Source organism: Enterobacter soli ATCC BAA-2102, from assembly GCF_001654845.1.
Lineage (GTDB): Bacteria > Pseudomonadota > Gammaproteobacteria > Enterobacterales > Enterobacteriaceae > Enterobacter > Enterobacter soli.
Genome location: NZ_LXES01000014.1, coordinates 65,483 through 87,588 on the forward strand (window position 1 = coordinate 65,483; position 22,106 = coordinate 87,588).

Below are 22,106 nucleotides of genomic sequence, written 5' to 3' on the forward strand. Positions count from 1 at the left end.
GGCCTGAAGGCATAAAGCAAGCCTCTTGCAACTCCATTTGTTTATTATTCAATCTATTAATGTTTTTGCTGTGCGAATAATCCTATTGTCGCACCGACAGGTCAAAATTGGGAGTCTGCGGTAATAGCGTATAGGCCATAAACGAAAAACGCCACGTAAAAACGTGGCGTTTGCTGGCTTTATTTGCGTTACGAGCGCTTCATCATGTCGAAGAAATCGTCGTTTGTTTTGGTCATCGCCAGTTTGTTAATGAGGAATTCCATTGCGTCGATTTCGCCCATTGGGTGAATGATTTTGCGCAGAATCCACATTTTTTGCAGCTCTTCCTGAGTGGTGAGCAGCTCTTCCTTACGCGTACCGGAACGGTTGTAGTCGATAGCAGGGAAGACACGTTTTTCAGCAATCTTACGGGAGAGGTGCAGTTCCATGTTACCTGTACCTTTAAACTCTTCGTAGATAACCTCATCCATCTTGGAACCGGTGTCGATAAGCGCGGTTGCAATGATGGTCAGGCTGCCGCCCTCTTCTACGTTACGCGCAGCACCGAAGAAACGCTTCGGACGGTGCAGGGCGTTCGCATCCACACCACCGGTCAACACTTTACCGGAAGCCGGAACCACGGTGTTGTACGCACGCGCCAGACGGGTGATGGAGTCGAGCAGGATGATAACGTCTTTCTTGTGCTCAACCAGACGTTTGGCCTTCTCGATAACCATTTCAGCAACCTGAACGTGGCGAGATGCGGGTTCGTCGAAGGTAGAAGCGACAACTTCACCTTTAACCAGACGCTGCATCTCGGTCACTTCTTCAGGACGTTCGTCGATCAGCAGTACCATCAGCACACAGTCTGGGTGGTTGTAAGCAATGCTCTGCGCGATGTTTTGCAGCAGCATGGTTTTACCCGCTTTTGGCGGCGCCACAATCAGACCACGTTGACCACGACCAATTGGAGAAGCCAGATCCAGAACGCGAGCGGTTAAGTCTTCGGTAGAACCGTTACCACGCTCCATGCGCAGGCGAGAGTTCGCGTGCAGCGGCGTTAAGTTCTCAAACAGGATCTTATTGCGCGAGTTTTCTGGTTTGTCGTAGTTAACTTCGTTAACTTTCAACAGCGCAAAGTAGCGTTCACCCTCTTTAGGAGGACGAATCTTACCTGAAATGGTGTCACCAGTGCGGAGGTTGAAACGGCGGATTTGGCTAGGGGATACGTAGATGTCGTCAGGACCGGCGAGGTAGGAGCTATCTGCTGAGCGGAGGAAACCAAATCCGTCCTGCAATATCTCCAGCACACCGTCGCCAAAGATATCTTCGCCACTCTTAGCGTGCTGCTTCAGGATGGCGAAAATGATGTCCTGCTTGCGCATACGAGCCTGGTTTTCCAGCCCCATATTTTCGCCGAGAGTGATCAGCTCAGAAACCGGCGTATTCTTTAATTCGGTAAGATTCATAATGGTGTGGGTTCTTAAACTCGGGGTGATTCTCGAACTTAATGTTGTGAATGGTATGGCAGGGTCATCCATGCCTGTTTAGCGGCCATCACCTCATATCTGTTCGCTGTCTGGTCACAGGGAAAGAACGCAGAACTGAAACGACAAGACGGATTGAGTGACAAGCCCGGAATTTAGCAACTTCACGCACTGTGGATATCAACAACGGGAAGTTTCGGGTAAAGCAAGATTCAAACAACAAGATATGTTTAAAACGAAGTCATAGCTAACTTAGCACGACTAAAGCCGGGCGTCCAGAGATCCACATCATTTAGGCGCTCTGGACGCTCAGCCGAGAAACCTTACGCCAGGTTAGCGTCCAGGAACTCTTTCAGTTGACCTTTGGACAGTGCGCCCACTTTGGTCGCCGCCACTTCACCGCCTTTAAACAGCAGCAGGGTCGGGATGCCACGGATACCGTATTTTGGCGCGGTGCCCGGGTTCTGGTCGATGTTCAGCTTGGCAACGGTCAGTTTGCCCTGATATTCGTCAGCGATCTCATCCAGAATCGGGGCGATCATTTTGCAAGGACCACACCATTCAGCCCAGAAATCGACGAGGATCAGCCCGTCAGCTTTAAGTACGTCCGTGTCAAAACTGTCGTCAGTCAGGTGAATAATTTTATCGCTCATATATAACTCCACAGGAATAAGCCTGGTGCGTTGGTTTCGCATCAATCAACGACGTGTTGATGTAGCATTAACCAACTAAAGGTTGACTTTATTTCACCGGATACGCTTTCGTAAAGCAATAGTAAGCTGATATTCTACCACACTATGAGCAAAACACATTTAACAGAACAGAAGTTTTCCGACTTCGCCCTGCACCCAAAGGTGATCGAAGCCCTTGAAAATAAAGGGTTTCATAACTGCACGCCCATTCAGGCCCTCGCACTGCCGCTGACGCTGGCAGGCCGCGATGTTGCAGGGCAGGCGCAAACCGGTACTGGCAAAACGATGGCGTTTTTAACGTCAACGTTTCATTATTTACTTTCTCATCCAGCGATTGCTGACCGCAAAGTTAACCAGCCGCGCGCGCTAATTATGGCCCCGACGCGAGAACTGGCGGTACAGATCCATGCAGACGCTGAACCGCTGGCTCAGGCAACAGGCCTGAAGCTCGGCCTGGCCTATGGCGGCGACGGTTACGATAAACAGCTGAAAGTGCTGGAAAGCGGCGTGGATATCCTGATTGGGACCACGGGCCGTCTTATCGACTACGCAAAACAGAACCACATCAACCTTGGCGCGATTCAGGTTGTGGTGCTGGATGAAGCCGACCGTATGTACGATCTGGGCTTCATTAAAGATATCCGCTGGCTGTTCCGTCGGATGCCTGCGGCAAACCAGCGTCTGAACATGCTGTTCTCTGCCACTCTCTCCTATCGCGTTCGCGAACTGGCGTTCGAACAGATGAACAACGCCGAATATGTAGAAGTGGAACCCGAGCAGAAAACCGGTCACCGCATTAAAGAAGAGCTCTTCTATCCATCCAATGAAGAGAAAATGCGTCTGCTGCAAACGCTTATCGAAGAAGAGTGGCCAGATCGCGCCATTATCTTTGCGAACACCAAGCATCGCTGCGAAGACATCTGGGGTCATCTGGCCGCTGATGGACACCGCGTTGGCCTGCTGACGGGTGATGTGGCGCAGAAAAAACGCCTGCGTATTCTCGAAGAATTCACTCGTGGCGACCTGGATATCCTGGTTGCAACCGACGTCGCCGCGCGCGGCCTGCATATTCCAGCCGTCACGCACGTCTTCAACTACGACCTGCCGGATGACTGTGAAGATTACGTACACCGTATCGGCCGTACTGGTCGTGCTGGTGCGAGTGGTCATTCCATCAGCCTTGCGTGTGAAGAGTATGCGCTGAATCTTCCAGCCATTGAGACTTACATCGGTCACTCTATTCCGCAGAGCAAATACAATCCGGAAGCACTGTTAAGCGAACTGCCGCCGCCGAAGCGCCTTACCCGCGCCCGTTCCGGCAATGGTCCGCGTCGTTCCGGCCCACCGCGTAATCGTCGTCGTTCAGGTTAAGAAAATATGCTCAGTTCCACCTCGCTTTATGCGGCAATTGATCTCGGTTCCAATAGTTTTCATATGCTGGTTGTGCGCGAGGTGGCGGGAAGTATACAAACGCTGACGCGTATTAAGCGCAAGGTCCGCCTGGCGGCGGGCCTGAGCAGCGACAATCACCTCTCCCCTGAAGCCATGGAACGTGGCTGGCAATGTTTGCGTCTTTTTGCCGAACGTCTGCAAGATATCCCGCATAATCAAATCCGCGTTGTCGCAACGGCCACTCTGCGTCTGGCGGTTAATGCCGTTGATTTCATTGCCAAAGCGCAGGAAATCCTGGGATGCCCGGTGCAGGTTATCAGCGGTGAAGAAGAAGCGCGTTTGATTTATCAGGGCGTTGCGCACACAACCGGTGGCGACGATCGCCGTCTGGTGGTGGATATCGGTGGTGCCAGTACCGAACTCGTTACGGGCACCGGGGCGCAAGCCACGTCATTGTTCAGTCTGTCGATGGGCTGTGTGACCTGGCTTGAACGCTATTTTACCGACCGTAATCTTGGCAAAGAGAACTTCGACGAGGCCGAAAATGCCGCGCGCGAAGTGTTGCGCCCGGTGATGGATGAATTGCGCTATCACGGCTGGAAGGTTTGCGTTGGTGCATCGGGTACCGTGCAGGCTTTGCAGGAAATCATGATGGCGCAGGGGATGGATGAGCGGATCACGCTTGCCAAGCTCCAGCAGCTTAAACAGCGCGCCATTCAGTGCGGTCGTCTGGAAGAACTGGAAATTGAAGGCCTGACTCTGGAACGTGCGCTGGTTTTCCCAAGCGGGCTTGCCATTCTGATCGCCATTTTCACCGAACTGAACATCCAGTGCATGACCCTTGCCGGTGGTGCGCTGCGTGAAGGTCTGGTTTACGGGATGCTGCATCTGTCGGTCGATCAGGACATTCGCAGCCGCACGCTGCGTAACGTTCAGCGCCGCTTTATGGTTGATACCGATCAGGCTCAGCGCGTTGCGCAACTGGCATCGCTCTTTGCCGATCAGGTCGGTGGGGACTGGAGTCTTGAGCCACTCAGTCGCGATCTGCTGCTGAGCGCGTGTGCTCTACACGAAGTGGGTTTGAGCATCGATTTCAAACAAGCGCCGGCCCATGCAGCCTACCTGGTACGTAATCTTGATTTGCCGGGTTATACGCCTGCGCAGAAAAAGCTGCTGGCCACCCTGTTGCTGAACCAGACCAGTGCGGTCGATCTCTCTTCCCTGCACCAGCAAAACGCCGTACCGCCTCGCGTTGCCGAGCATCTCTGTCGGTTGTTGCGCCTGGCCATTCTGTTTGCCTGCCGCCGCCGTGACGATCTGTTACCGGCCATCACGCTGGTTGCGGAAAATGAAAAACTCACGCTGACGTTGCCGGAAAACTGGCTGGACGATCATCCGCTTGGTGCGGAAATGATCGAACAGGAATGCCAGTGGCAGAGTTATGTGCACTGGGCGCTTGAAGTGAAGTAATACCCTGAACAGTGCCGGGTGGCGGCTTCGCCTTACCCGGCCTACAAATAATTACCCTTTCTCTTTGGCTTTCGCCAGCATAGCGCGAATATTCGCCACGTTAGCCTGCCCCTTGTGCATCCGCTCTTCCGGGGTAATCACTTTACGCTCCTGTTCCCAGATGAGGTCGTCCTGCGGTAATTCCAGCAAGAACCGGCTCGGCTCAGGGCGCACCAGCTCGCCATACTGCCGGCGCTCTTTGCACAGCGTAAAGATCAGCTCTTTCTGCGCTCGGGTAATGCCCACGTAGGCCAGCCGACGTTCTTCATCGACATTATCTTCATCGATACTGCTCTGATGTGGCAGCAACCCCTCTTCCATGCCGACCAGATAGACATACGGGAACTCCAGCCCTTTAGAGGCGTGCAGCGTCATCAGTTGAACCTGGTCCGCCTCTTCTTCGCTTTCGCCGCGCTCCATCATATCGCGCAGCGTAAAACGCGTGACCACCTGCGTCAGGGTCATTGGCTCGTCAATTTCTGAGCCTTCCAGCATTTCGGTCATCCAACTGAACAGCTGGTTGACGTTTTTCATGCGCATTTCTGCTGCTTTTGGGCTGGCAGAGGTTTCGTACAGCCAGGATTCGTAATCGATGCCGTGGATCAGGTCACGCACGGCCGCCACAGGCTCGCGTTCAGCCAGGCGCTGCACTTCGCCAAGCCAGTGGGTGAAACGGGTTAAGGAATCATACCCGCGCCCGGTCAGCGTCTGACTCAGTCCCATATCGAAGCTGGCGGTAAACAGGCTTTTGTTACGGGTCATCGCCCACTCACCCAGTTTTTGCAGCGTGGCCGGGCCAATCTCACGTTTTGGGGTATTCACGATACGCAGGAAAGCGCTGTCATCATCCGGGTTGGTGAGTACACGCAGATACGCCAGCAAATCTTTGATTTCAGGACGCGAGAAGAACGACGTACCGCCTGAAATTTTGTACGGAATGCGGTTTTGCATCAGCATTTTTTCAAAGACGCGGGACTGGTGGTTACCGCGATACAGGATCGCGTAGTCCTTGTATTCGGTTTTATTGACGAAGTGATGCGCAATCAGCTCGCCGGTCACACGTTCCGCTTCGTGTTCCTCATTATTCGCACTGAGGACTTTCAGCTCCGTCCCGTAACCCAGTTCAGAAAACAGGCGTTTTTCAAACACGTGCGGGTTATTGGCAATCAGAATATTCGCTGCTTTCAGGATGCGCCCGGACGAGCGGTAGTTTTGCTCGAGCTTGATCACCTGGAGCGCCGGGAAATCTTTGCTTAACAGTACCAGGTTTTGTGGACGCGCACCGCGCCAGGAGTAAATAGACTGATCGTCATCCCCCACAACGGTAAAACGCGCACGTTGCCCCACCAGCAACTTCACCAGTTCGTACTGGCTGGTGTTGGTGTCCTGATATTCATCCACCAGCAGGTAACGGATCTTGTTCTGCCAGCGCTCACGCACCTCTTCATTACGCTGAAGCAGCAGCGTTGGCAGCAAAATAAGATCGTCGAAATCCAGCACGTTGCACGCTTTCATGTGCGCGTCGTACAAGCTATAGCAGTGGGCGAAGATCCTGTCCCGTTCACCTTTCGCGCTCGCTGCCGCCTGAGCAGGCGTCATCAGATCGTTTTTCCAGTTGGAGATCGTCGAGATCAGCTGTTGCAGCAGCACTTTGTCATCTTCGATCAGCCCTTCGGTCAGCTCTTTAAGCAGCGCCACCTGGTCGGTGTCATCGAAAAGCGAGAAGTTAGACTTCATGCCCAGCGCAGCGTATTCACGTTTGATGATATCCAGCCCCAGGGTATGGAAGGTAGAGATCATCAACCCGCGCGCCTCTTTGCGCCCCAGCGTCTGGCCAACACGTTCTTTCATCTCACGTGCTGCTTTGTTGGTAAATGTCACCGCCGCAATGTGGCGTGCCTGATACCCGCATCCACGGATCAAATGGGCGATTTTGTTGGTGATCACGCGGGTTTTACCGGAACCGGCCCCTGCCAGCACCAGGCATGGTCCAGTTACGAATTCGACCGCTTGTTGTTGTCCAGGGTTTAAACGCATGGGATATTGCTCAATCTTCGAACGGGGTGTGGATTGTAGCAGAAAGCCGGGCGCAGATTTACCGGCTAATGATAAAGTGAAGAAAACGCGATTAACCCTGAGAACAGAACCATGGTAAAGACCGCAGCAGCCCTGCACATTCTGGTAAAAGAAGAGAAGCTGGCGCAGGAGATCCTCGCCAAACTGGAACGTGGCATTAGCTTTGATCATCTGGCGAAGCGCTACTCTAAATGTCCATCCGGGCGTAATGGCGGTGATTTAGGTGAATTTAAACAGGGGGCGATGGTGGGGCCATTCGATCAGGCGGTATTTAGTTGCCGGCTTCTGAAGCCCTTCGGCCCGGTGAAAACCAAATTTGGCTACCATATCATTAAGGTGCTGTATCGCCGCTAACGCGTGCTATATTGCGCCCCAATTTATCTCAACCCATTTAAGGCACGATCATGGCAAAGACAGCAGCAGCACTGCATATTCTGGTGAAAGAAGAGAAACTGGCTCTGGATCTTCTGGAGCAGATTAAGAACGGTGCCGACTTCGGCAAGCTGGCGAAGAAGCACTCCATCTGTCCATCGGGCAAACGCGGCGGTGACTTAGGTGAATTCCGCCAGGGCCAGATGGTTCCAGCGTTCGATAAAGTGGTCTTCTCCTGCCCAGTGCTGGAGCCAACCGGCCCACTGCACACTCAGTTCGGTTACCACATCATTAAGGTGCTGTACCGGAAATAAACACTAAACGCCTTCTCATGGAGAAGGCGTTTAGTGTTTGCACCCTCTCTCCCCGTGGGTGTGTCCGGTCCGGGGTGAGGGCACCAGCGTGCTCTGTAATTAGCCAGCAACGCCGGGTTTTTTATTTCTGCGATTGCAGTGTCTGCTGGGCGTTATGCTTCATCACGTGAGTGCTCACTGCCGCCTGGAACACCTTAAACATCAGCCCGTTAATCAGCGTGGTGATAGTAATCACGATAAACGCCGTCATCACCCAGTCAATCAGCGCAAAGCCGCTGTTCAACAGCGCCGGGCGATATACCGCCATCCCGCCAAATACCACCCAGTGACTTAAGCAGTAAAAGCAGTGGAACAAGTGCCCCATCATCGCGTTCTTTTTGGTCGTCCATTCGCGAAACGCGGCAAACAGTTCCGTCTGCGTCACCGTCATCGAAATACTGCTCGCCGCCATCGCAATCATCAGGCAGGTGGTTAAATTTTCAATCATGGTCGTGGCCTTTGTCGTTGAAGTAGCTAATAAATTCGCTGCCAATATCCTGTAGCGTCAGGCGCTTAAAGCGATCGATGATCAGCGTCTGCGCATCGGCGAGCGTCTCTGACATCACCCGATTTACCCCCTGTTCCACCAGGCACTGCGGGTTTTCGCTACGGTTGCCCAACGCAAACAGCGCCGGTTCGCCGAGCGCCATGTAGATATCGTAAAGCGTGATCTCGCCAACCGGTCGGCCCAGCCGCCAGCCGCCGTGGTGCCCCTTGGTGGCACAGACAATGTTGTTTTCCCTGAGCCCGGCAAGCAGCTTGCGGATGAATGCCGGATTGCCGTCGATAAAGGCGGCCATCTGTTCGGACGTCAGAGGTTTGTCCATCTGCTCCAGGTGAAGCAGGATGTGCAGCGTTGCTGAGAATGAGTTGTTTGTTTTCATGTAACTTACGATATTACATTAAGACAGTAATGAGCAATCCTGAGCCCTAAAATTTATGTAAAATGCAAATTATCACAATGATAAATATAGATATTTATATTTTTTAGCAAAACCATTGATCAAAAATCACCTTATGTTACTTTGAATATTACATGAGATTCATCGTCTACAAACGAGGTGGTTATGCACGACGTTGAGCAAAAGTCGGAAGCCTTCTGGGAATCGCATTATGATGCGATGTCTGCACTCTCCAACGGCATTCCGGGCAAAATACTGGTGCGCTTTACCGAAGGTTTAGCGCCGGGTAAAGCGCTGGAACTGGGCTGTGGACGTGGTGATGATGCGGTCTGGCTAGCAAAGCAGGGTTGGCAGGTGACGGCGGTCGATCTCTCGCATCGGGCGATTGAATATGCGGCCGCGAACGCCAAACGTGCTGGTGTCGATATCACCTTCCAGCAATGCGATCTCACTCAGGCATTCCCGCAGGATGAATTTTCCCTGATTGTCGCCTCATTCCTCGAGTCACCGCTGGCGTTCGATCGGGCCACTATCTTTCGCGCCGCGCTCGATCACGTTGCACCTGGTGGCATTCTGCTTATCACCTCGCACGGCAAAGTTCCAGGCTGGTCAAAACACACCCGCCCGTTCCTGCCCGCGCATGAAGTGCTGGCCTCTCTGGGTCGTTTGCCACCGGGCTGGGAAGTACAGTTTTGCGAGGAAGTCCCACGAACGATGACGGGGCCCGAAGGACAGCAGGATGAGGTATCAGATGCGGTCGTCGCGTTAAAGCGCAGATAAAAAAACGACCCGGTAGCGAGGCGCTGACCGGGCCGGATGATAACGAGGTTTTATTAGCCTGCGACTGCGATACGCTTCATGTCGGTCATATAGCCACGCAGTTTCTGGCCAATTTTCTCGATTTCATGGCTGCGGATTGCGTCGTTCACATCGCGCAGCTGCGCATTGTCTACGGCACCTTCAGCAATCGCTTTGCCCAGGTCACCCGCTTGCAGAGTGGTCATGAACTCTTTCAGCAGCGGTACACATGCGTAAGAGAACAGGTAGTTACCGTACTCAGCGGTATCGGAGATAACCACGTTCATTTCGTACAGACGCTTACGGGCGATGGTGTTCGCGATCAGCGGCAGCTCGTGCAGTGATTCGTAGTAAGCAGACTCTTCGATGATGCCGGAATCCACCATGGTTTCGAACGCCAGCTCAACGCCTGCTTTCACCATGGCGATCATCAGTACGCCTTTATCGAAGTACTCCTGCTCGCTGATTTTGCCATCAAACTGTGCAGCCGTTTCGAACGCGGTTTTACCGGTCTCTTCACGCCAGGTCAGCAAGTTTTTATCGTCATTCGCCCAGTCAGCCATCATGCCGGAAGAGAACTCGCCGGAGATGATGTCGTCCATATGTTTCTGGAACAGCGGAGCCATGATGGTTTTCAGCTGCTCAGACAGCGCAAATGCACGCAGTTTAGCCGGGTTGGACAGACGGTCCATCATCAGCGTGATGCCACCCTGTTTCAGCGCTTCGGTGATAGTTTCCCAGCCGAACTGAATCAGTTTTTCCGCATAAGACGGATCGGTACCTTCTTCCACCAGCTTGTCGAAGCACAGCAGAGAGCCGGCCTGCAACATACCGCACAGAATAGTCTGCTCACCCATCAGGTCAGATTTCACTTCTGCAACGAAGGAAGATTCCAGAACGCCTGCACGATGGCCACCGGTTGCGGCTGCCCATGCTTTCGCAATCGCCATACCTTCACCTTTTGGATCGTTTTCCGGGTGAACAGCAATCAGGGTTGGCACGCCGAAGCCACGTTTGTACTCTTCGCGAACTTCAGTACCTGGGCACTTCGGTGCAACCATCACAACGGTGATGTCTTTACGGATCTGCTCGCCCACTTCAACGATGTTGAAGCCGTGGGAGTAACCCAGCGCTGCGCCGTCTTTCATCAGCGGCTGCACGGAACGCACAACGTCAGAGTGCTGTTTGTCTGGAGTCAGGTTAACAACCAGGTCCGCCTGAGGGATCAGCTCTTCGTAGGTGCCTACTTTGAAGCCGTTTTCGGTCGCTTTGCGCCAGGAAGCGCGCTTCTCAGCAATCGCTTCTTTACGCAGTGCGTAAGAGATATCCAGACCGGAGTCGCGCATGTTCAGGCCCTGGTTCAGACCCTGTGCGCCACAGCCGACGATGACCACTTTCTTACCCTGAAGGTAGCTTGCGCCATCAGCAAATTCATCGCGCGCCATAAAGCGGCATTTGCCCAGCTGTGCCAGCTGCTGGCGCAGATTCAGTGTGTTGAAGTAGTTAGCCATGGTGATACCTCGTGATGTTGTACTGTCTTATTGTTCGGTTCGCATATGCGAGAATGAACTTACTATATGACAGGAAATTTATTGCGGAAATTGATATATTCACAACGTCACGTTGCAATTTCTGCAATGTAAAAAGAGGGAGTGGAATCAGTGGATTTACGCGATCTGAAAATGTTCCTGCATCTGGCGGAAAGCCGTCACTTCGGGCGCAGCGCGCGCGCCATGCACGTCAGCCCCTCCACGCTTTCGCGCCAGATCCAGCGCCTTGAGGAAGACCTCGGCCAGCCGCTCTTTGTGCGTGACAACCGCACCGTGACGCTCACGGAAGCAGGGGAAGAGCTACGCGTCTTTGCCCAGCAAACGCTATTGCAGTATCAACAGCTACGCCACACCATCGACCAGCAAGGGCCATCGCTCTCCGGCGAACTCCATATTTTTTGTTCTGTGACGGCGGCCTATAGCCACCTGCCGCCGATCCTCGACAGATTCCGCGCGGAGCACCCGTCGGTCGAAATCAAGCTCACGACCGGTGATGCCGCCGATGCCATGGAAAAAGTGGTGACGGGAGAAGCCGATCTCGCCATTGCCGGGAAACCTGAAATGTTGCCTGGCGCCGTTGCATTCTCAATGCTGGAAAATCTGGAGGTAGTGCTGATCGCCCCAGCGCTGCCCTGCCCGGTGCGAAATCAGGTGTCTGTGGAAAAGCCAGACTGGTCAACGGTGCCGTTTATCATGGCCGATCAGGGCCCGGTGCGCCGCCGCATTGAGCTGTGGTTCCGCCGTCAGAAAATCAGTAACCCGTCGATTTACGCCACGGTCGGTGGCCATGAGGCGATGGTGTCGATGGTGGCGCTGGGTTGCGGCGTGGCGCTGCTGCCGGAAGTGGTGCTGGAAAACAGCCCGGAGCCGGTGCGTAATCGCGTGATGATTTTAGAGCGCAGCGATGAAAAAACGCCGTTTGAGCTTGGCGTGTGCGCACAAAAAAAGCGGCTGCATGAGCCGCTTATTGATGCGTTCTGGAACATATTGCCGAACCACTGAAGCCGGGTGGCGCTACGCTTACCCAACCTACTTACAGCCCAATCTCTAGCCAGCCAGGAAGAACCTGAACGCCGGGTTATGGGTTTCGTCGTGACAGTCGTAACCCAGTTCGTTCAGCCGCGTTTCGAAATCAGGTTCGTGCTCGCCCAGTTCGAATGCCGCCAGCACGCGACCGTAGTCCGTACCGTGGCTACGGTAGTGGAACAGGGAAATGTTCCAGTGCGTACCCAGCGTATGCAGGAACTTGAGCAACGCCCCTGGTGATTCCGGGAACTCGAAACTGTACAGACGTTCCTGGAGCGGCTTCGACGGACGCCCGCCCACCATGTAGCGAACGTGCAGCTTCGCCATTTCATCGTCGGAAAGATCCACCACGCTGTAGCCACCTTCGTGCAGCATGTTGAGGATCTCTTTGCGTTCTTCCAGGCCACGACTCAGGCGCACGCCAACAAAAATGCAGGCATCTTTGGCGTCAGCAAAGCGGTAGTTAAATTCCGTCACTGAACGGCCGCCAAGCAGCTGGCAGAACTTCAGGAAGCTGCCCTTCTCTTCCGGGATGGTCACCGCCAGCAGGGCTTCGCGCTGTTCACCCAGCTCGCAACGCTCGGACACATAGCGCAGACCGTGGAAGTTAACGTTGGCGCCAGAGAGCACATGCGCCAGACGCTCGCCGCGAATGTTGTGCTGTGCGATGTATTTTTTCATCCCTGCCAGCGCCAGCGCGCCAGAAGGTTCCGCAACCGCGCGCACATCCTCGAACAAGTCTTTCATCGCCGCACAGATAGCATCGCTATCAACGGTGACGATGTCATCGAGATACTCCTGACACAGGCGGAAGGTTTCATCGCCGATGCGTTTAACGGCCACGCCTTCGGCAAACAATCCGACTCGCGGCAGATCCACCGGATGCCCGGCATCCAGCGCCGCTTTCAGGCAGGCTGAGTCTTCCGCTTCAACGGCAATGACTTTAATTTGCGGCATCAGCTGTTTGATCAGCACTGCCACGCCTGCCGCCAGGCCGCCACCGCCAACCGGCACGAATACGCGGTCAAGGTGAGCATCCTGTTGCAGCAGTTCCAGCGCCAGCGTGCCTTGTCCGGCAATCACCATCGGGTGATCGAATGGCGGCACCCAGGTGAAACCCTGCTGTTGCGCCAGTTCAATCGCTTTGGCTTTTGCTTCGTCAAAGTTTGCGCCGTGAAGCAGCACTTCGCCGCCAAAACCACGCACCGCATCCACTTTGATATCTGCCGTGGCAACCGGCATCACAATTAGCGCTTTCAGCCCCAGGCGGGCAGAGGAGAACGCCACACCCTGAGCGTGGTTGCCCGCAGAGGCAGTGATCACGCCACGCGCTTTTTGCTCGTCGCTCAACCCGGCCATCATCGCGTAAGCACCGCGCAGCTTAAAGCTGTGTACTGGCTGGCGGTCTTCACGCTTCACCAGAATCACGTTGTCGAGGCGCGAGGAGAGCTTTTCCATTTTTTGCAGTGGAGTGACCTGCACTGCTTCATAGACCGGTGCGCGTAGCACCGCCCGAAGATATTCCGCCCCCTCAGGGGCGGCGGATAAGGGTTGTGATTCGGCCATCATTAGCCCCCAAGTTTCGATTTATCGCGCACCGCGCCTTTATCTGCACTGGTGGCAAGGCTTGCGTAAGCACGCAGAGCAAAGGAAACCTCACGCTGACGATCTTTCGGCGTCCAGGCTTTGTCGCCGCGCGCTTCCTGTGCTTCACGGCGCGCCGCGATTTCCTGGTCGCTCAGTTTCAGCTGAATACCGCGATTTGGGATGTCGATTTCGATCAGGTCACCATCTTCGATGATGGCGATATTGCCGCCGCTCGCCGCTTCAGGGGAAACGTGGCCGATAGACAAACCGGATGTACCGCCAGAGAAACGACCGTCGGTGATCAGCGCACAGGCTTTACCGAGGCCCATGGATTTCAGGAAGGTGGTTGGGTAGAGCATCTCCTGCATCCCCGGTCCGCCTTTCGGACCTTCGTAGCGGATCACCACCACATCGCCTTCCACGACTTTTCCGCCGAGGATCGCGTCTACCGCCTCGTCCTGGCTTTCGTACACTTTGGCCGGACCGGTGAATTTCAGGATGCTGTCGTCCACACCCGCGGTTTTGACGATACAACCGTTTTCAGCGAAGTTACCGTACAGCACGGCCAGACCGCCGTCTTTGCTGTATGCGTGCTCAAGCGATCGGATGCAGCCTTCAGCACGATCGTCATCCAGAGTGTCCCAGCGGCAATCCTGCGAGAATGCCTGGGTGGTACGAATACCGGCCGGGCCCGCGCGGAACATGTTTTTCACCGCTTCGTCTTTGGTCAGCATCACGTCATATCTGTCCAGCGATTCTGGTAGCGTCAGACCCAGCACGTTTTTCACTTCGCGGTTCATCAGACCCGCACGATCCAGCTCGCCCAGAATACCGATAACGCCACCGGCACGGTGCACGTCTTCCATGTGGTACTTCTGGGTACTTGGTGCCACTTTGCACAGCTGCGGCACTTTGCGGGACAGCTTATCGATATCGCTCATGGTGAAGTCGATTTCTGCTTCCTGCGCGGCAGCCAGCAGGTGCAGAACGGTATTGGTGGAACCGCCCATGGCGATATCCAGGGTCATGGCGTTTTCGAACGCGGCTTTACTGGCAATATTGCGCGGCAGCGCGCTGGCATCGTCCTGCTCGTAGTAGCGTTTGGTCAGCTCGACAATGCGTTTGCCCGCGTTGAGGAACAGCTGTTTACGATCGGCGTGGGTCGCCAGCAACGAGCCGTTGCCCGGCTGGGACAGGCCCAGCGCTTCGGTCAGGCAGTTCATGGAGTTTGCGGTGAACATGCCGGAACAGGAGCCACAGGTCGGGCACGCGGAGCGTTCAACCTGATCGCTTTGTTCATCAGAGACTTTCGGGTCCGCACCCTGAATCATCGCATCAACCAGGTCAAGCTTGATGATTTTGTCGGAAAGCTTAGTTTTACCCGCTTCCATTGGGCCGCCGGAAACGAAGATCACCGGAATGTTTAGACGCAGGGAAGCCATCAGCATCCCCGGGGTGATTTTGTCGCAGTTGGAGATACAGACCATCGCATCGGCACAGTGGGCGTTCACCATGTACTCGACTGAGTCAGCGATCAGTTCACGCGACGGCAGTGAATAAAGCATCCCACCGTGGCCCATTGCGATACCATCATCAACAGCAATGGTGTTGAACTCTTTCGCCACACCGCCAGAGGCTTCGATTTGCTCGGCAACCAGTTTACCCAGATCGCGCAGGTGCACGTGGCCCGGTACGAACTGCGTAAAGGAGTTAACCACAGCGATAATTGGCTTACCGAAATCGGCGTCGGTCATCCCGGTGGCGCGCCACAGCGCGCGGGCCCCCGCCATGTTACGGCCGTGGGTGGTGGTGGCGGAACGATACTTAGGCATGCTTTATTTACTCCCGTCTGACTATTAAATGGGACGGTGCGTGCCGTCCCATATTTATACTTAGTTGTTAACTTGATCCAACCAGCCGTATTTATCTTCCGTTTCACCGGTGAAGAGGCCAAAGAATGCCTGCTGAATACGTTTAGTGACCGGGCCACAACGGCCTTCACCCACCTGAATCCCATCTACGCTACGAACTGGCGTGATCTCAGCGGCGGTACCGGACATGAATACTTCGTCGGCCAGATACAGGGATTCACGAGACAGGACCTGCTCGCGCACTTCGATACCCAGATCTTTCGCCAGTTTGATAATGGCATCACGGGTGATACCTGGCAGCGCGGAAGAGGTGAACGGCGGGGTGAACAAGATACCGTCTTTCACTTCAAACAAGTTTTCGCCTGCGCCTTCAGAGATATAGCCATTCACATCCAGCGCGATACCTTCCTGATAACCATGACGACGTGCTTCGCTGCCAACCAGCAGAGAAGAAAGGTAGTTACCGCCCGCTTTTGCAGCAGTCGGGATGGTGTTTGGTGCCACACGGTTCCAGGAAGAAACCATTGCGTCGATCCCCTGATCCAGTGCTTCAGCACCCAGGTAGGCACCCCACGGGAACGCAGCAATGATCACATCGGTGGTGTAGCCAGCTGGCGGGTTAACACCCATGCCCACATCGCCAACGAACACTAACGGACGAATATACGCGCTGGTCAGGTTGTTTTTACGCAGCACTTCACGACACGCTTCCATCAGCTCATCAACAGTCTGAGAAACAGGGAAACGATAGATTTTGGCTGAATCATGCAGACGCTGCATGTGTTCGCGATGGCGGAACACCACTGGCCCTTTGTGAGAATCGTAGCAACGGATGCCTTCGAACACGGAAGTACCGTAGTGCAGCGCGTGGGACATCACGTGGACTTTCGCGTCCTCCCAACGAACCATCTCACCATTGAACCAAATGTAATCAGCTTTTTTCGTCGTCATTTTTTCTTCCTGTCGCGCTTAAGCGCGGATTTGTTGTGATGTGGTTGTGCTCTGGCAGATGGCAACATGGGCAACGTCTACCAGTTTTGTTAACTGACTAAACAGTAAGTCGACCGACCGCGCGCTGGCAACGGTTAATTCGATACTGATGTTCTGTGCGTCTGTGGCCGTCTCCATATTCATAGAGCAAATTTGAAAACCACGATGACGGACCACACGCAAAACACGTTCTAAAGTTTCTGGGTTGAAGCGAGCCTGCACGGCGACCTGATGTTGCATCATGATAATTTCTCCAGCATTTGTGAATTACTGGCACCTGGCGGTACCAACGGCCAGACATTCTCAAGCTCGTCGATTGAGACATGAAGCAGGTAAGGCCCCTCGCTTGACAGCATTGTGTCGAGTGCCGCTTCAACCTGGTCTTTACGGGTGATGTGCTGGCCGGGGATACCAAAAGCACTGGCCAGCATGAGGAAATCGGGGTTATCGGTCAGGGTGGTTTCGCTGTAACGCTCCTGGAAGAACAACTGTTGCCACTGGCGAACCATGCCTAAGCGCTGGTTATCGAGCAAGACGATTTTCAGCGGTAACTGCTTACGCTTAACGGTGCCCAGCTCCTGAACGTTCATCATGAAAGAGCCGTCACCGGAGATACAGATGACGGTATCGTTCGGACGGGCAACCTGTGCGCCTACCGCAGTTGGCAGGCCAAAGCCCATCGTTCCGAGCCCGCTAGAAGTGATGAAGTTTTCCGGGCGAGTGTAGGTCATGTGCTGTGCGGACCACATCTGATGCTGGCCCACGTCGGTGGTGACGACGCTGTCTGCCGGTTTACGGTCGGACAACTGCTTCAGCAGCAACGGCGCGTAGATGGCTTCACCCGGATGGTCGTAACGCCAGGCGTGTTCAGCACGCATTTCTGCCGCGTGCTGACGCCATTCACTGATGCTCAGTGGCTGCTGTAAAGCAGGCAACAACGCGTTGAGATCGCCCTGAAGGGCCACGTGCACCTGACGCAACTTATTCATTTCCGCAGGGTCGATATCCATGTGGATCACCTTCGCATTCGGCGCGAAGGTATTCAGCTTGCCGGTTACGCGGTCATCAAAACGGGCGCCTACGGCAATCAGCAGGTCGCATTCCTGAACCGCCAGGTTGGCGGCTTTGGTGCCGTGCATCCCCAACATGCCCAGATAGAATGGGTAATCTGCCTCTACCGCCCCAAGGCCTTTCAGCGTACAGGTGGCTGGCATTTGGGTGGCGGCGATAAAGTCCCGCAAGGCAGGTACGGCCTGCGCCATACCCACACCACCACCGACATACAGCATCGGCTTTTGCGCTTCCGCTATCATCTGACGCGCCGCATCCACTTCGGAATGCGGGAAAGCATCGTCGTTCTCAACGGTAGAGAAATGCGGCTCCAGCTCACCCAGGGCAACCTGGATATCTTTCGGGATATCAACCAGAACCGGGCCAGGGCGGCCAGAGCTGGCAACATAAAACGCTTCCGCCATTACGCGCGGCAGCTCTTCCAGAGACTGAACGAGGAAACTGTGCTTGGTGCAGGCCAGTGACAGGCCCAGTACGTCAACTTCCTGGAAAGCATCGGTACCGATGAACGGAGAAGCCACCTGGCCGGTGATGGCAACAACAGGAACAGAATCAAGCAGTGCATCAGCCAGGCCGGTGATCAGGTTGGTTGCGCCCGGGCCAGATGTTGCCATGCAGACGCCAGTTTTACCCGTAGAGCGCGCATAGCCAATGGCCGCCATTGCAGCACCCTGCTCGTGTCGGCACAACAGGTGTTCCACGCCGCCGTCATACAGTGCATCGTAAATCGGCATAATTGCGCCCCCCGGATAACCGAAGACTGTTTCGACTCCCTGTGCGCGCAACGCATGTACTACCCACTGTGCACCATTCATAGTTAGTTCCCCGTCATAAATCGGGAGAAACAGAATTTTGTGCTAGTCGTCATTCTCTGCTCCTCGTTTAAGTTTTTTAGTCATAAAAAAACCCCCGGACCTTTCGGTGCGGGGGTCTTAGTTCGTTAAGGCTTGATTTCTATGCCTTTCCTCGTCCAAGTGCAGCCCCGCACGGTGGGATAATAATCACCACCACGCTAATCACGACCAGGCTAATTACTCGTAGAAGGGCTGTCATTTTCAGTTCTTTTTGCATCTTGTTCGAAGGAATACCTAAAGAGGTATCACAGATTTTGAATCAAACACAAGATTTATTTATGACGCATTTGTTTAGCACGCGAATGATTTTTCTAAAAATCTTTGTTTTATATGAGGAAAATAGAAAATGAATTTTTTTCATTTTTTTACGTTCCCGCCAGCGCTCAAAACGGGGAGTTATCCCTCTTTGCGGTACCGATTCCATCCTGATGCAACAATTGCACTTAGTCGCTAAAAGTGGTGAATACGACTCGTAAAGTCGCGAATATGCGTTCAACAACAAAAACACGAACTGGCATAGTTGCCCGACAAGGAGGGTTTCTATGTCACTGTCGGTTGTTTATACACGAGCCGCTATTGGTGTGAAGGCACCACTGATTTCTGTTGAAGTACATCTGAGTAATGGCCTGCCAGGGCTCACTCTCGTTGGGCTACCAGAAACCACCGTAAAAGAGGCCAGGGATCGGGTGCGTAGCGCCATCATCAATAGCGGTTATACCTTCCCTGCCAGAAAAATTACCATCAACCTGGCACCCGCTGACTTACCCAAAGAGGGAGGACGATATGATTTACCTATCGCTATTGCGCTTCTCGCCGCTTCTGAGCAGCTGAATACCACCAGGCTAGGCTCGTATGAGTTCATCGGCGAACTTGCTCTTACAGGCTCATTAAGAGGCGTTCCTGGAGCGATCTCAGGTGCCCTGGAAGCGATAAGCGCAGGCCGACAAATCATTGTGGCCAATGAAAATTCTCCTGAAGTGAGCCTGATTGCAGAAAAAGGGTGCCTGATAGCCGGCCATCTACAGGAGGTTTGTGCGTACCTGGAGGGGCGACATGAGCTTGCCGAACCACGGGAGGCCGAAGATATCCTGCCGGATAACCGGGACGATCTCCGCGATATTATTGGTCAGGAACAGGGTAAGCGGGCCCTGGAGATTACCGCCGCAGGTGGGCATAACCTCTTATTGATTGGCCCACCAGGAACAGGCAAAACAATGCTGGCAAGCCGCCTGAATGGCTTACTGCCGCCATTAAACAATCGCGAGGCGCTTGAAAGCGCCGCCATATTTAGCCTCGTTAGCTCAACATCACTGCAAAAGCAGTGGCGGCAGCGCCCCTTTCGCTCCCCGCACCACAGTGCTTCTTTGGCAGCAATGGTGGGTGGGGGCTCAATCCCCGGGCCTGGCGAAATATCGCTGGCGCACAATGGCATCCTGTTTCTTGATGAACTGCCTGAATTTGAACGACGTGTTCTGGACGCCCTGCGTGAGCCGATTGAGTCGGGACAAATACACATCTCCCGGACACGAGCAAAAATCAGTTACCCTGCACGGTTCCAGCTGGTTGCTGCGATGAACCCCAGTCCAACAGGACACTACCAGGGGAACCATAACCGGTGTACGCCCGAGCAGACGCTTCGCTATCTTGGAAAGCTATCAGGTCCTTTCCTCGACCGGTTCGATTTATCGCTGGAGATCCCTCTTCCGCCCCCCGGGCTACTCAGCCAGAACAACGGACAGGGAATAACTTCAGCGGAAGTGCGCGAAAGAGTTATCACTGCCCAGGCGAATCAATATGCCCGTCAGTGCAAACTCAATGCTTATCTTGATAATGCGGAAATTCGGCGATTCTGCCATCTGGCCCCGGAGGATGCACTTTGGCTGGAGGATACCCTGGTACGGTTTGGGCTTTCCATTCGTGCCTGGCAGCGTTTATTGAAAGTCGCCAGGACTATCGCTGATGTTGAAGGGTGTATTGAAATCCAGAGGCAGCATCTGCAAGAAGCATTGAGCTATCGTGCAATCGACCGTTTGCTACTGCATCTGCAAAAAATGCTGGCGTAAAAAAAGGGGCCATAGCCCCTTTTCTTGTCACACTAGTCGTCAGACTCGGTGTAATCTTCAGCACCTTCCATCTGCGGCTTACCGCCAGACAGGGTGTGGAAACGCTTAGGACGCTTGATACGCGCCATATACTTCACCCATACGCGTTCTGGTTCTGATACCGGCTCACGCTCGCCACGGCAAACTGCAACAAACTGTTTTTCGTCTTCCGTTTCTGGTTCACGTTTCCCCAGATCCAACTCGTTGAAGGCATAACCGTGACGCTCAAGCAGTTGTGCCTCTTTAATGGTGAAGTCACCATGGCGAGAGAACCCGCGCGGATAATTTTTATTGTCGAAAAAACGATTCGTCGTCGTAAAGCTTTCCGCCATCCTACACGCTCCTAATTCTTTGGCCGAGCTATTTATGGCGCGGAGTATTAGTTACGCTTGACAGAGTGTAAAACAAAACATTTAAATCATAACGACAAATAATTTTGCGGAGAAAGATGTGGATACGGAATTGCTAAAAACTTTCCTCGAAGTGAGCAGAACGCGTCACTTCGGGCGAGCAGCGGAAGCCCTTTACCTGACGCAGTCAGCGGTCAGTTTTCGTATTCGTCAGCTGGAGAATCAGCTGGGTGTGAATCTTTTTACTCGCCATCGCAACAACATCCGTTTGACGCCTGCCGGTGAAAAACTATTGCCCTATGCAGAAACGCTGATGAATACCTGGCAAGCGGCGCGCAAGGAGGTTGCGCATACCTCACGGCATAACGAATTCTCCATTGGGGCCAGCGCATCGCTATGGGAATGTATGCTCAGTCAATGGCTTACCCGGTTATATCGTTCCCATAACCACCTACAGTTTGAAGCAAGAATTGCGCAACGTCAGTCGCTGGTTAAGCAATTACATGAACGCCAACTGGATCTCCTGATCACGACAGAAGCCCCCAAAATGGACGAATTTAGCAGCCAGATTATTGGGCAATTTAGCCTTTCACTGTATGCCTCTGAACCCTCGATGATGAAAGCTGATCTTAACTATTTACGCCTGGAATGGGGGCCGGATTTTCAACAACATGAGGCTGGATTGATCGCAAGTGATGACGTGCCTCAGCTCACCACAAGCTCGGCTGAGATCGCCTGTCAGCAACTTTCTTTGCTCAAAGGTTGCACCTGGTTACCCACGCGTTGGGCGGACAATAAGCCGGAATTGCATACTGTGGCGGATTCCACAACGCTCTCAAGACCGCTCTATGCCATCTGGTTGCAGAACAGCGACAAACAATCTCAGATAAAAGATCTGTTGAAAATCAACATAATGGAATGATGCTAATCACCTGCATGGACGCAGGTAGCATTTTCAGAGGTGGGGTTTTACTATTTTAAAGGCAAAAAAAATCCTTTGCCTAAGCAAAGGATTATATATGGCAGGGGCGGAGAGACTCGAACTCGCGACACCCGGTTTTGGAGACCGGTGCTCTACCAACTGAGCTACGCCCCTAAATTTTCTTACCATTAAGCCTGCTAAGATATAGCAGGCTTAATGTCTT

The 22,106-nt window shown here is 53.7% G+C and carries 22 protein-coding genes and 1 tRNA gene; 8 read left to right on the plus strand and 15 right to left on the minus strand.

The genetic code is table 11. The features are described from left to right. Positions 1 to 188: 188 nt before the first annotated feature. Complete coding sequence (gene rho, locus M987_RS04990; RefSeq protein WP_001054528.1) at positions 189 to 1,448, minus strand: transcription termination factor Rho; 1,260 nt, start codon at positions 1,446 to 1,448, stop codon at positions 189 to 191. 341 nt (positions 1,449 to 1,789) lie between these two features. Beyond that, positions 1,790 to 2,119: a thioredoxin TrxA gene (gene trxA / locus M987_RS04995; RefSeq protein WP_014072297.1), complete on the minus strand. Its 330-nt coding sequence runs from the start codon at positions 2,117 to 2,119 to the stop codon at positions 1,790 to 1,792. Positions 2,120 to 2,263: 144 nt separating this feature from the next. On the opposite strand from trxA, the gene rhlB reads away from it, so the two are divergent. Further along, positions 2,264 to 3,529: an ATP-dependent RNA helicase RhlB gene (gene rhlB, locus M987_RS05000; RefSeq protein ID WP_014072298.1), complete on the plus strand. Its 1,266-nt coding sequence runs from the start codon at positions 2,264 to 2,266 to the stop codon at positions 3,527 to 3,529. 6 nt (positions 3,530 to 3,535) lie between these two features. Further along, a complete protein-coding gene (gppA, locus tag M987_RS05005; protein WP_014072299.1) occupies positions 3,536 to 5,020 on the plus strand; it encodes a guanosine-5'-triphosphate,3'-diphosphate diphosphatase in 1,485 nt (494 codons plus the stop codon). A gap of 51 nt (positions 5,021 to 5,071) precedes the next feature. Here the strand turns inward: gppA and rep are convergent, their stop codons facing one another. Beyond that, entirely contained in the window at positions 5,072 to 7,096 is a 2,025-nt protein-coding gene (gene rep, locus M987_RS05010) for a DNA helicase Rep (RefSeq protein ID WP_014072300.1), read from the minus strand. Positions 7,097 to 7,207: 111 nt separating this feature from the next. Here rep and ppiC (M987_RS05015) point away from each other — a divergent pair, with 111 nt between their 5' ends. Both ppiC (M987_RS05015) and ppiC (M987_RS05020) read left to right on the plus strand, forming a co-directional pair. Then, positions 7,208 to 7,489 carry a peptidylprolyl isomerase PpiC gene (gene ppiC / locus M987_RS05015; protein WP_014072301.1) on the plus strand — a complete coding sequence of 94 codons (282 nt, stop codon included), beginning with the start codon at positions 7,208 to 7,210 and terminating at the stop codon, positions 7,487 to 7,489. Positions 7,490 to 7,539: 50 nt separating this feature from the next. Continuing rightward, positions 7,540 to 7,821 carry a peptidylprolyl isomerase PpiC gene (gene ppiC / locus M987_RS05020; RefSeq protein ID WP_004886861.1) on the plus strand — a complete coding sequence of 94 codons (282 nt, stop codon included), beginning with the start codon at positions 7,540 to 7,542 and terminating at the stop codon, positions 7,819 to 7,821. 121 nt (positions 7,822 to 7,942) lie between these two features. On the opposite strand, the gene M987_RS05025 is transcribed toward ppiC (M987_RS05020), so the two are convergent. Together M987_RS05025 and M987_RS05030 are read right to left on the minus strand one after the other, a co-directional pair. Next, a complete protein-coding gene (locus M987_RS05025) occupies positions 7,943 to 8,308 on the minus strand; it encodes a hypothetical protein (RefSeq protein ID WP_014072302.1) in 366 nt (121 codons plus the stop codon). Continuing rightward, positions 8,301 to 8,744 carry an RrF2 family transcriptional regulator gene (locus M987_RS05030; protein WP_014072303.1) on the minus strand — a complete coding sequence of 148 codons (444 nt, stop codon included), beginning with the start codon at positions 8,742 to 8,744 and terminating at the stop codon, positions 8,301 to 8,303. Before M987_RS05030 ends, M987_RS05025 begins: the two co-directional genes overlap by 8 nt. Positions 8,745 to 8,927: 183 nt before the next feature. Between M987_RS05030 and M987_RS05035 the strand changes: the two genes are divergently transcribed. After that, positions 8,928 to 9,542 (plus strand): class I SAM-dependent methyltransferase, encoded by a 615-nt coding sequence (locus M987_RS05035; protein ID WP_014072304.1) that lies wholly within the window; start codon positions 8,928 to 8,930, stop codon positions 9,540 to 9,542. A gap of 53 nt (positions 9,543 to 9,595) precedes the next feature. Here M987_RS05035 and ilvC read toward each other — a convergent pair whose 3' ends face one another. Next, a complete protein-coding gene (ilvC, locus tag M987_RS05040; RefSeq protein ID WP_014072305.1) occupies positions 9,596 to 11,071 on the minus strand; it encodes a ketol-acid reductoisomerase in 1,476 nt (491 codons plus the stop codon). 150 nt (positions 11,072 to 11,221) lie between these two features. Here ilvC and ilvY point away from each other — a divergent pair, with 150 nt between their 5' ends. Then, complete coding sequence (ilvY, locus tag M987_RS05045; RefSeq protein WP_014072306.1) at positions 11,222 to 12,112, plus strand: HTH-type transcriptional activator IlvY; 891 nt, start codon at positions 11,222 to 11,224, stop codon at positions 12,110 to 12,112. Positions 12,113 to 12,157: 45 nt separating this feature from the next. Here the strand turns inward: ilvY and ilvA are convergent, their stop codons facing one another. The 7 genes from ilvA to ilvL form a co-directional block, all read right to left on the minus strand. Then, on the minus strand, positions 12,158 to 13,702 hold the full coding sequence (ilvA, locus tag M987_RS05050) for a threonine ammonia-lyase, biosynthetic (RefSeq protein ID WP_088201855.1): 1,545 nt from the start codon (positions 13,700 to 13,702) through the stop codon (positions 12,158 to 12,160). Positions 13,703 to 13,704: 2 nt separating this feature from the next. Beyond that, on the minus strand, positions 13,705 to 15,555 hold the full coding sequence (gene ilvD / locus M987_RS05055; protein WP_014072308.1) for a dihydroxy-acid dehydratase: 1,851 nt from the start codon (positions 15,553 to 15,555) through the stop codon (positions 13,705 to 13,707). Positions 15,556 to 15,615: 60 nt separating this feature from the next. After that, entirely contained in the window at positions 15,616 to 16,545 is a 930-nt protein-coding gene (gene ilvE / locus M987_RS05060; protein ID WP_014072309.1) for a branched-chain-amino-acid transaminase, read from the minus strand. 18 nt (positions 16,546 to 16,563) lie between these two features. Continuing rightward, complete coding sequence (gene ilvM / locus M987_RS05065) at positions 16,564 to 16,827, minus strand: acetolactate synthase 2 small subunit (protein ID WP_014072310.1); 264 nt, start codon at positions 16,825 to 16,827, stop codon at positions 16,564 to 16,566. After that, the gene (gene ilvG / locus M987_RS05070; protein ID WP_014072311.1) at positions 16,824 to 18,470 is read right to left on the minus strand and encodes an acetolactate synthase 2 catalytic subunit; all 1,647 of its coding nucleotides are present in this window, start codon (positions 18,468 to 18,470) and stop codon (positions 16,824 to 16,826) included. The genes ilvM and ilvG overlap by 4 nt, the downstream gene beginning before the upstream one ends. A gap of 2 nt (positions 18,471 to 18,472) precedes the next feature. After that, positions 18,473 to 18,523, minus strand: a complete 51-nt coding sequence (gene ilvX / locus M987_RS24930; protein WP_166792073.1) for a peptide IlvX — start codon at positions 18,521 to 18,523, stop codon at positions 18,473 to 18,475. An 86-nt stretch (positions 18,524 to 18,609) separates the two neighbouring features. After that, on the minus strand, positions 18,610 to 18,708 hold the full coding sequence (gene ilvL, locus M987_RS23720) for an ilv operon leader peptide (protein ID WP_001311244.1): 99 nt from the start codon (positions 18,706 to 18,708) through the stop codon (positions 18,610 to 18,612). A gap of 343 nt (positions 18,709 to 19,051) precedes the next feature. Between ilvL and M987_RS05075 the strand changes: the two genes are divergently transcribed. Further along, a complete protein-coding gene (locus tag M987_RS05075) occupies positions 19,052 to 20,572 on the plus strand; it encodes a YifB family Mg chelatase-like AAA ATPase (RefSeq protein WP_014072312.1) in 1,521 nt (506 codons plus the stop codon). Between the two features lie 32 nt (positions 20,573 to 20,604). Here M987_RS05075 and M987_RS05080 read toward each other — a convergent pair whose 3' ends face one another. Beyond that, positions 20,605 to 20,943, minus strand: coding sequence for a MaoP family protein (locus M987_RS05080; protein WP_014072313.1), 339 nt, complete (start codon positions 20,941 to 20,943; stop codon positions 20,605 to 20,607). A 118-nt stretch (positions 20,944 to 21,061) separates the two neighbouring features. Here M987_RS05080 and hdfR point away from each other — a divergent pair, with 118 nt between their 5' ends. Continuing rightward, entirely contained in the window at positions 21,062 to 21,883 is an 822-nt protein-coding gene (gene hdfR / locus M987_RS05085) for an HTH-type transcriptional regulator HdfR (protein ID WP_014072314.1), read from the plus strand. Between the two features lie 98 nt (positions 21,884 to 21,981). Here the strand turns inward: hdfR and M987_RS05090 are convergent. Beyond that, positions 21,982 to 22,057, minus strand: a tRNA-Trp gene (locus M987_RS05090). Positions 22,058 to 22,106 lie beyond the last annotated feature (49 nt).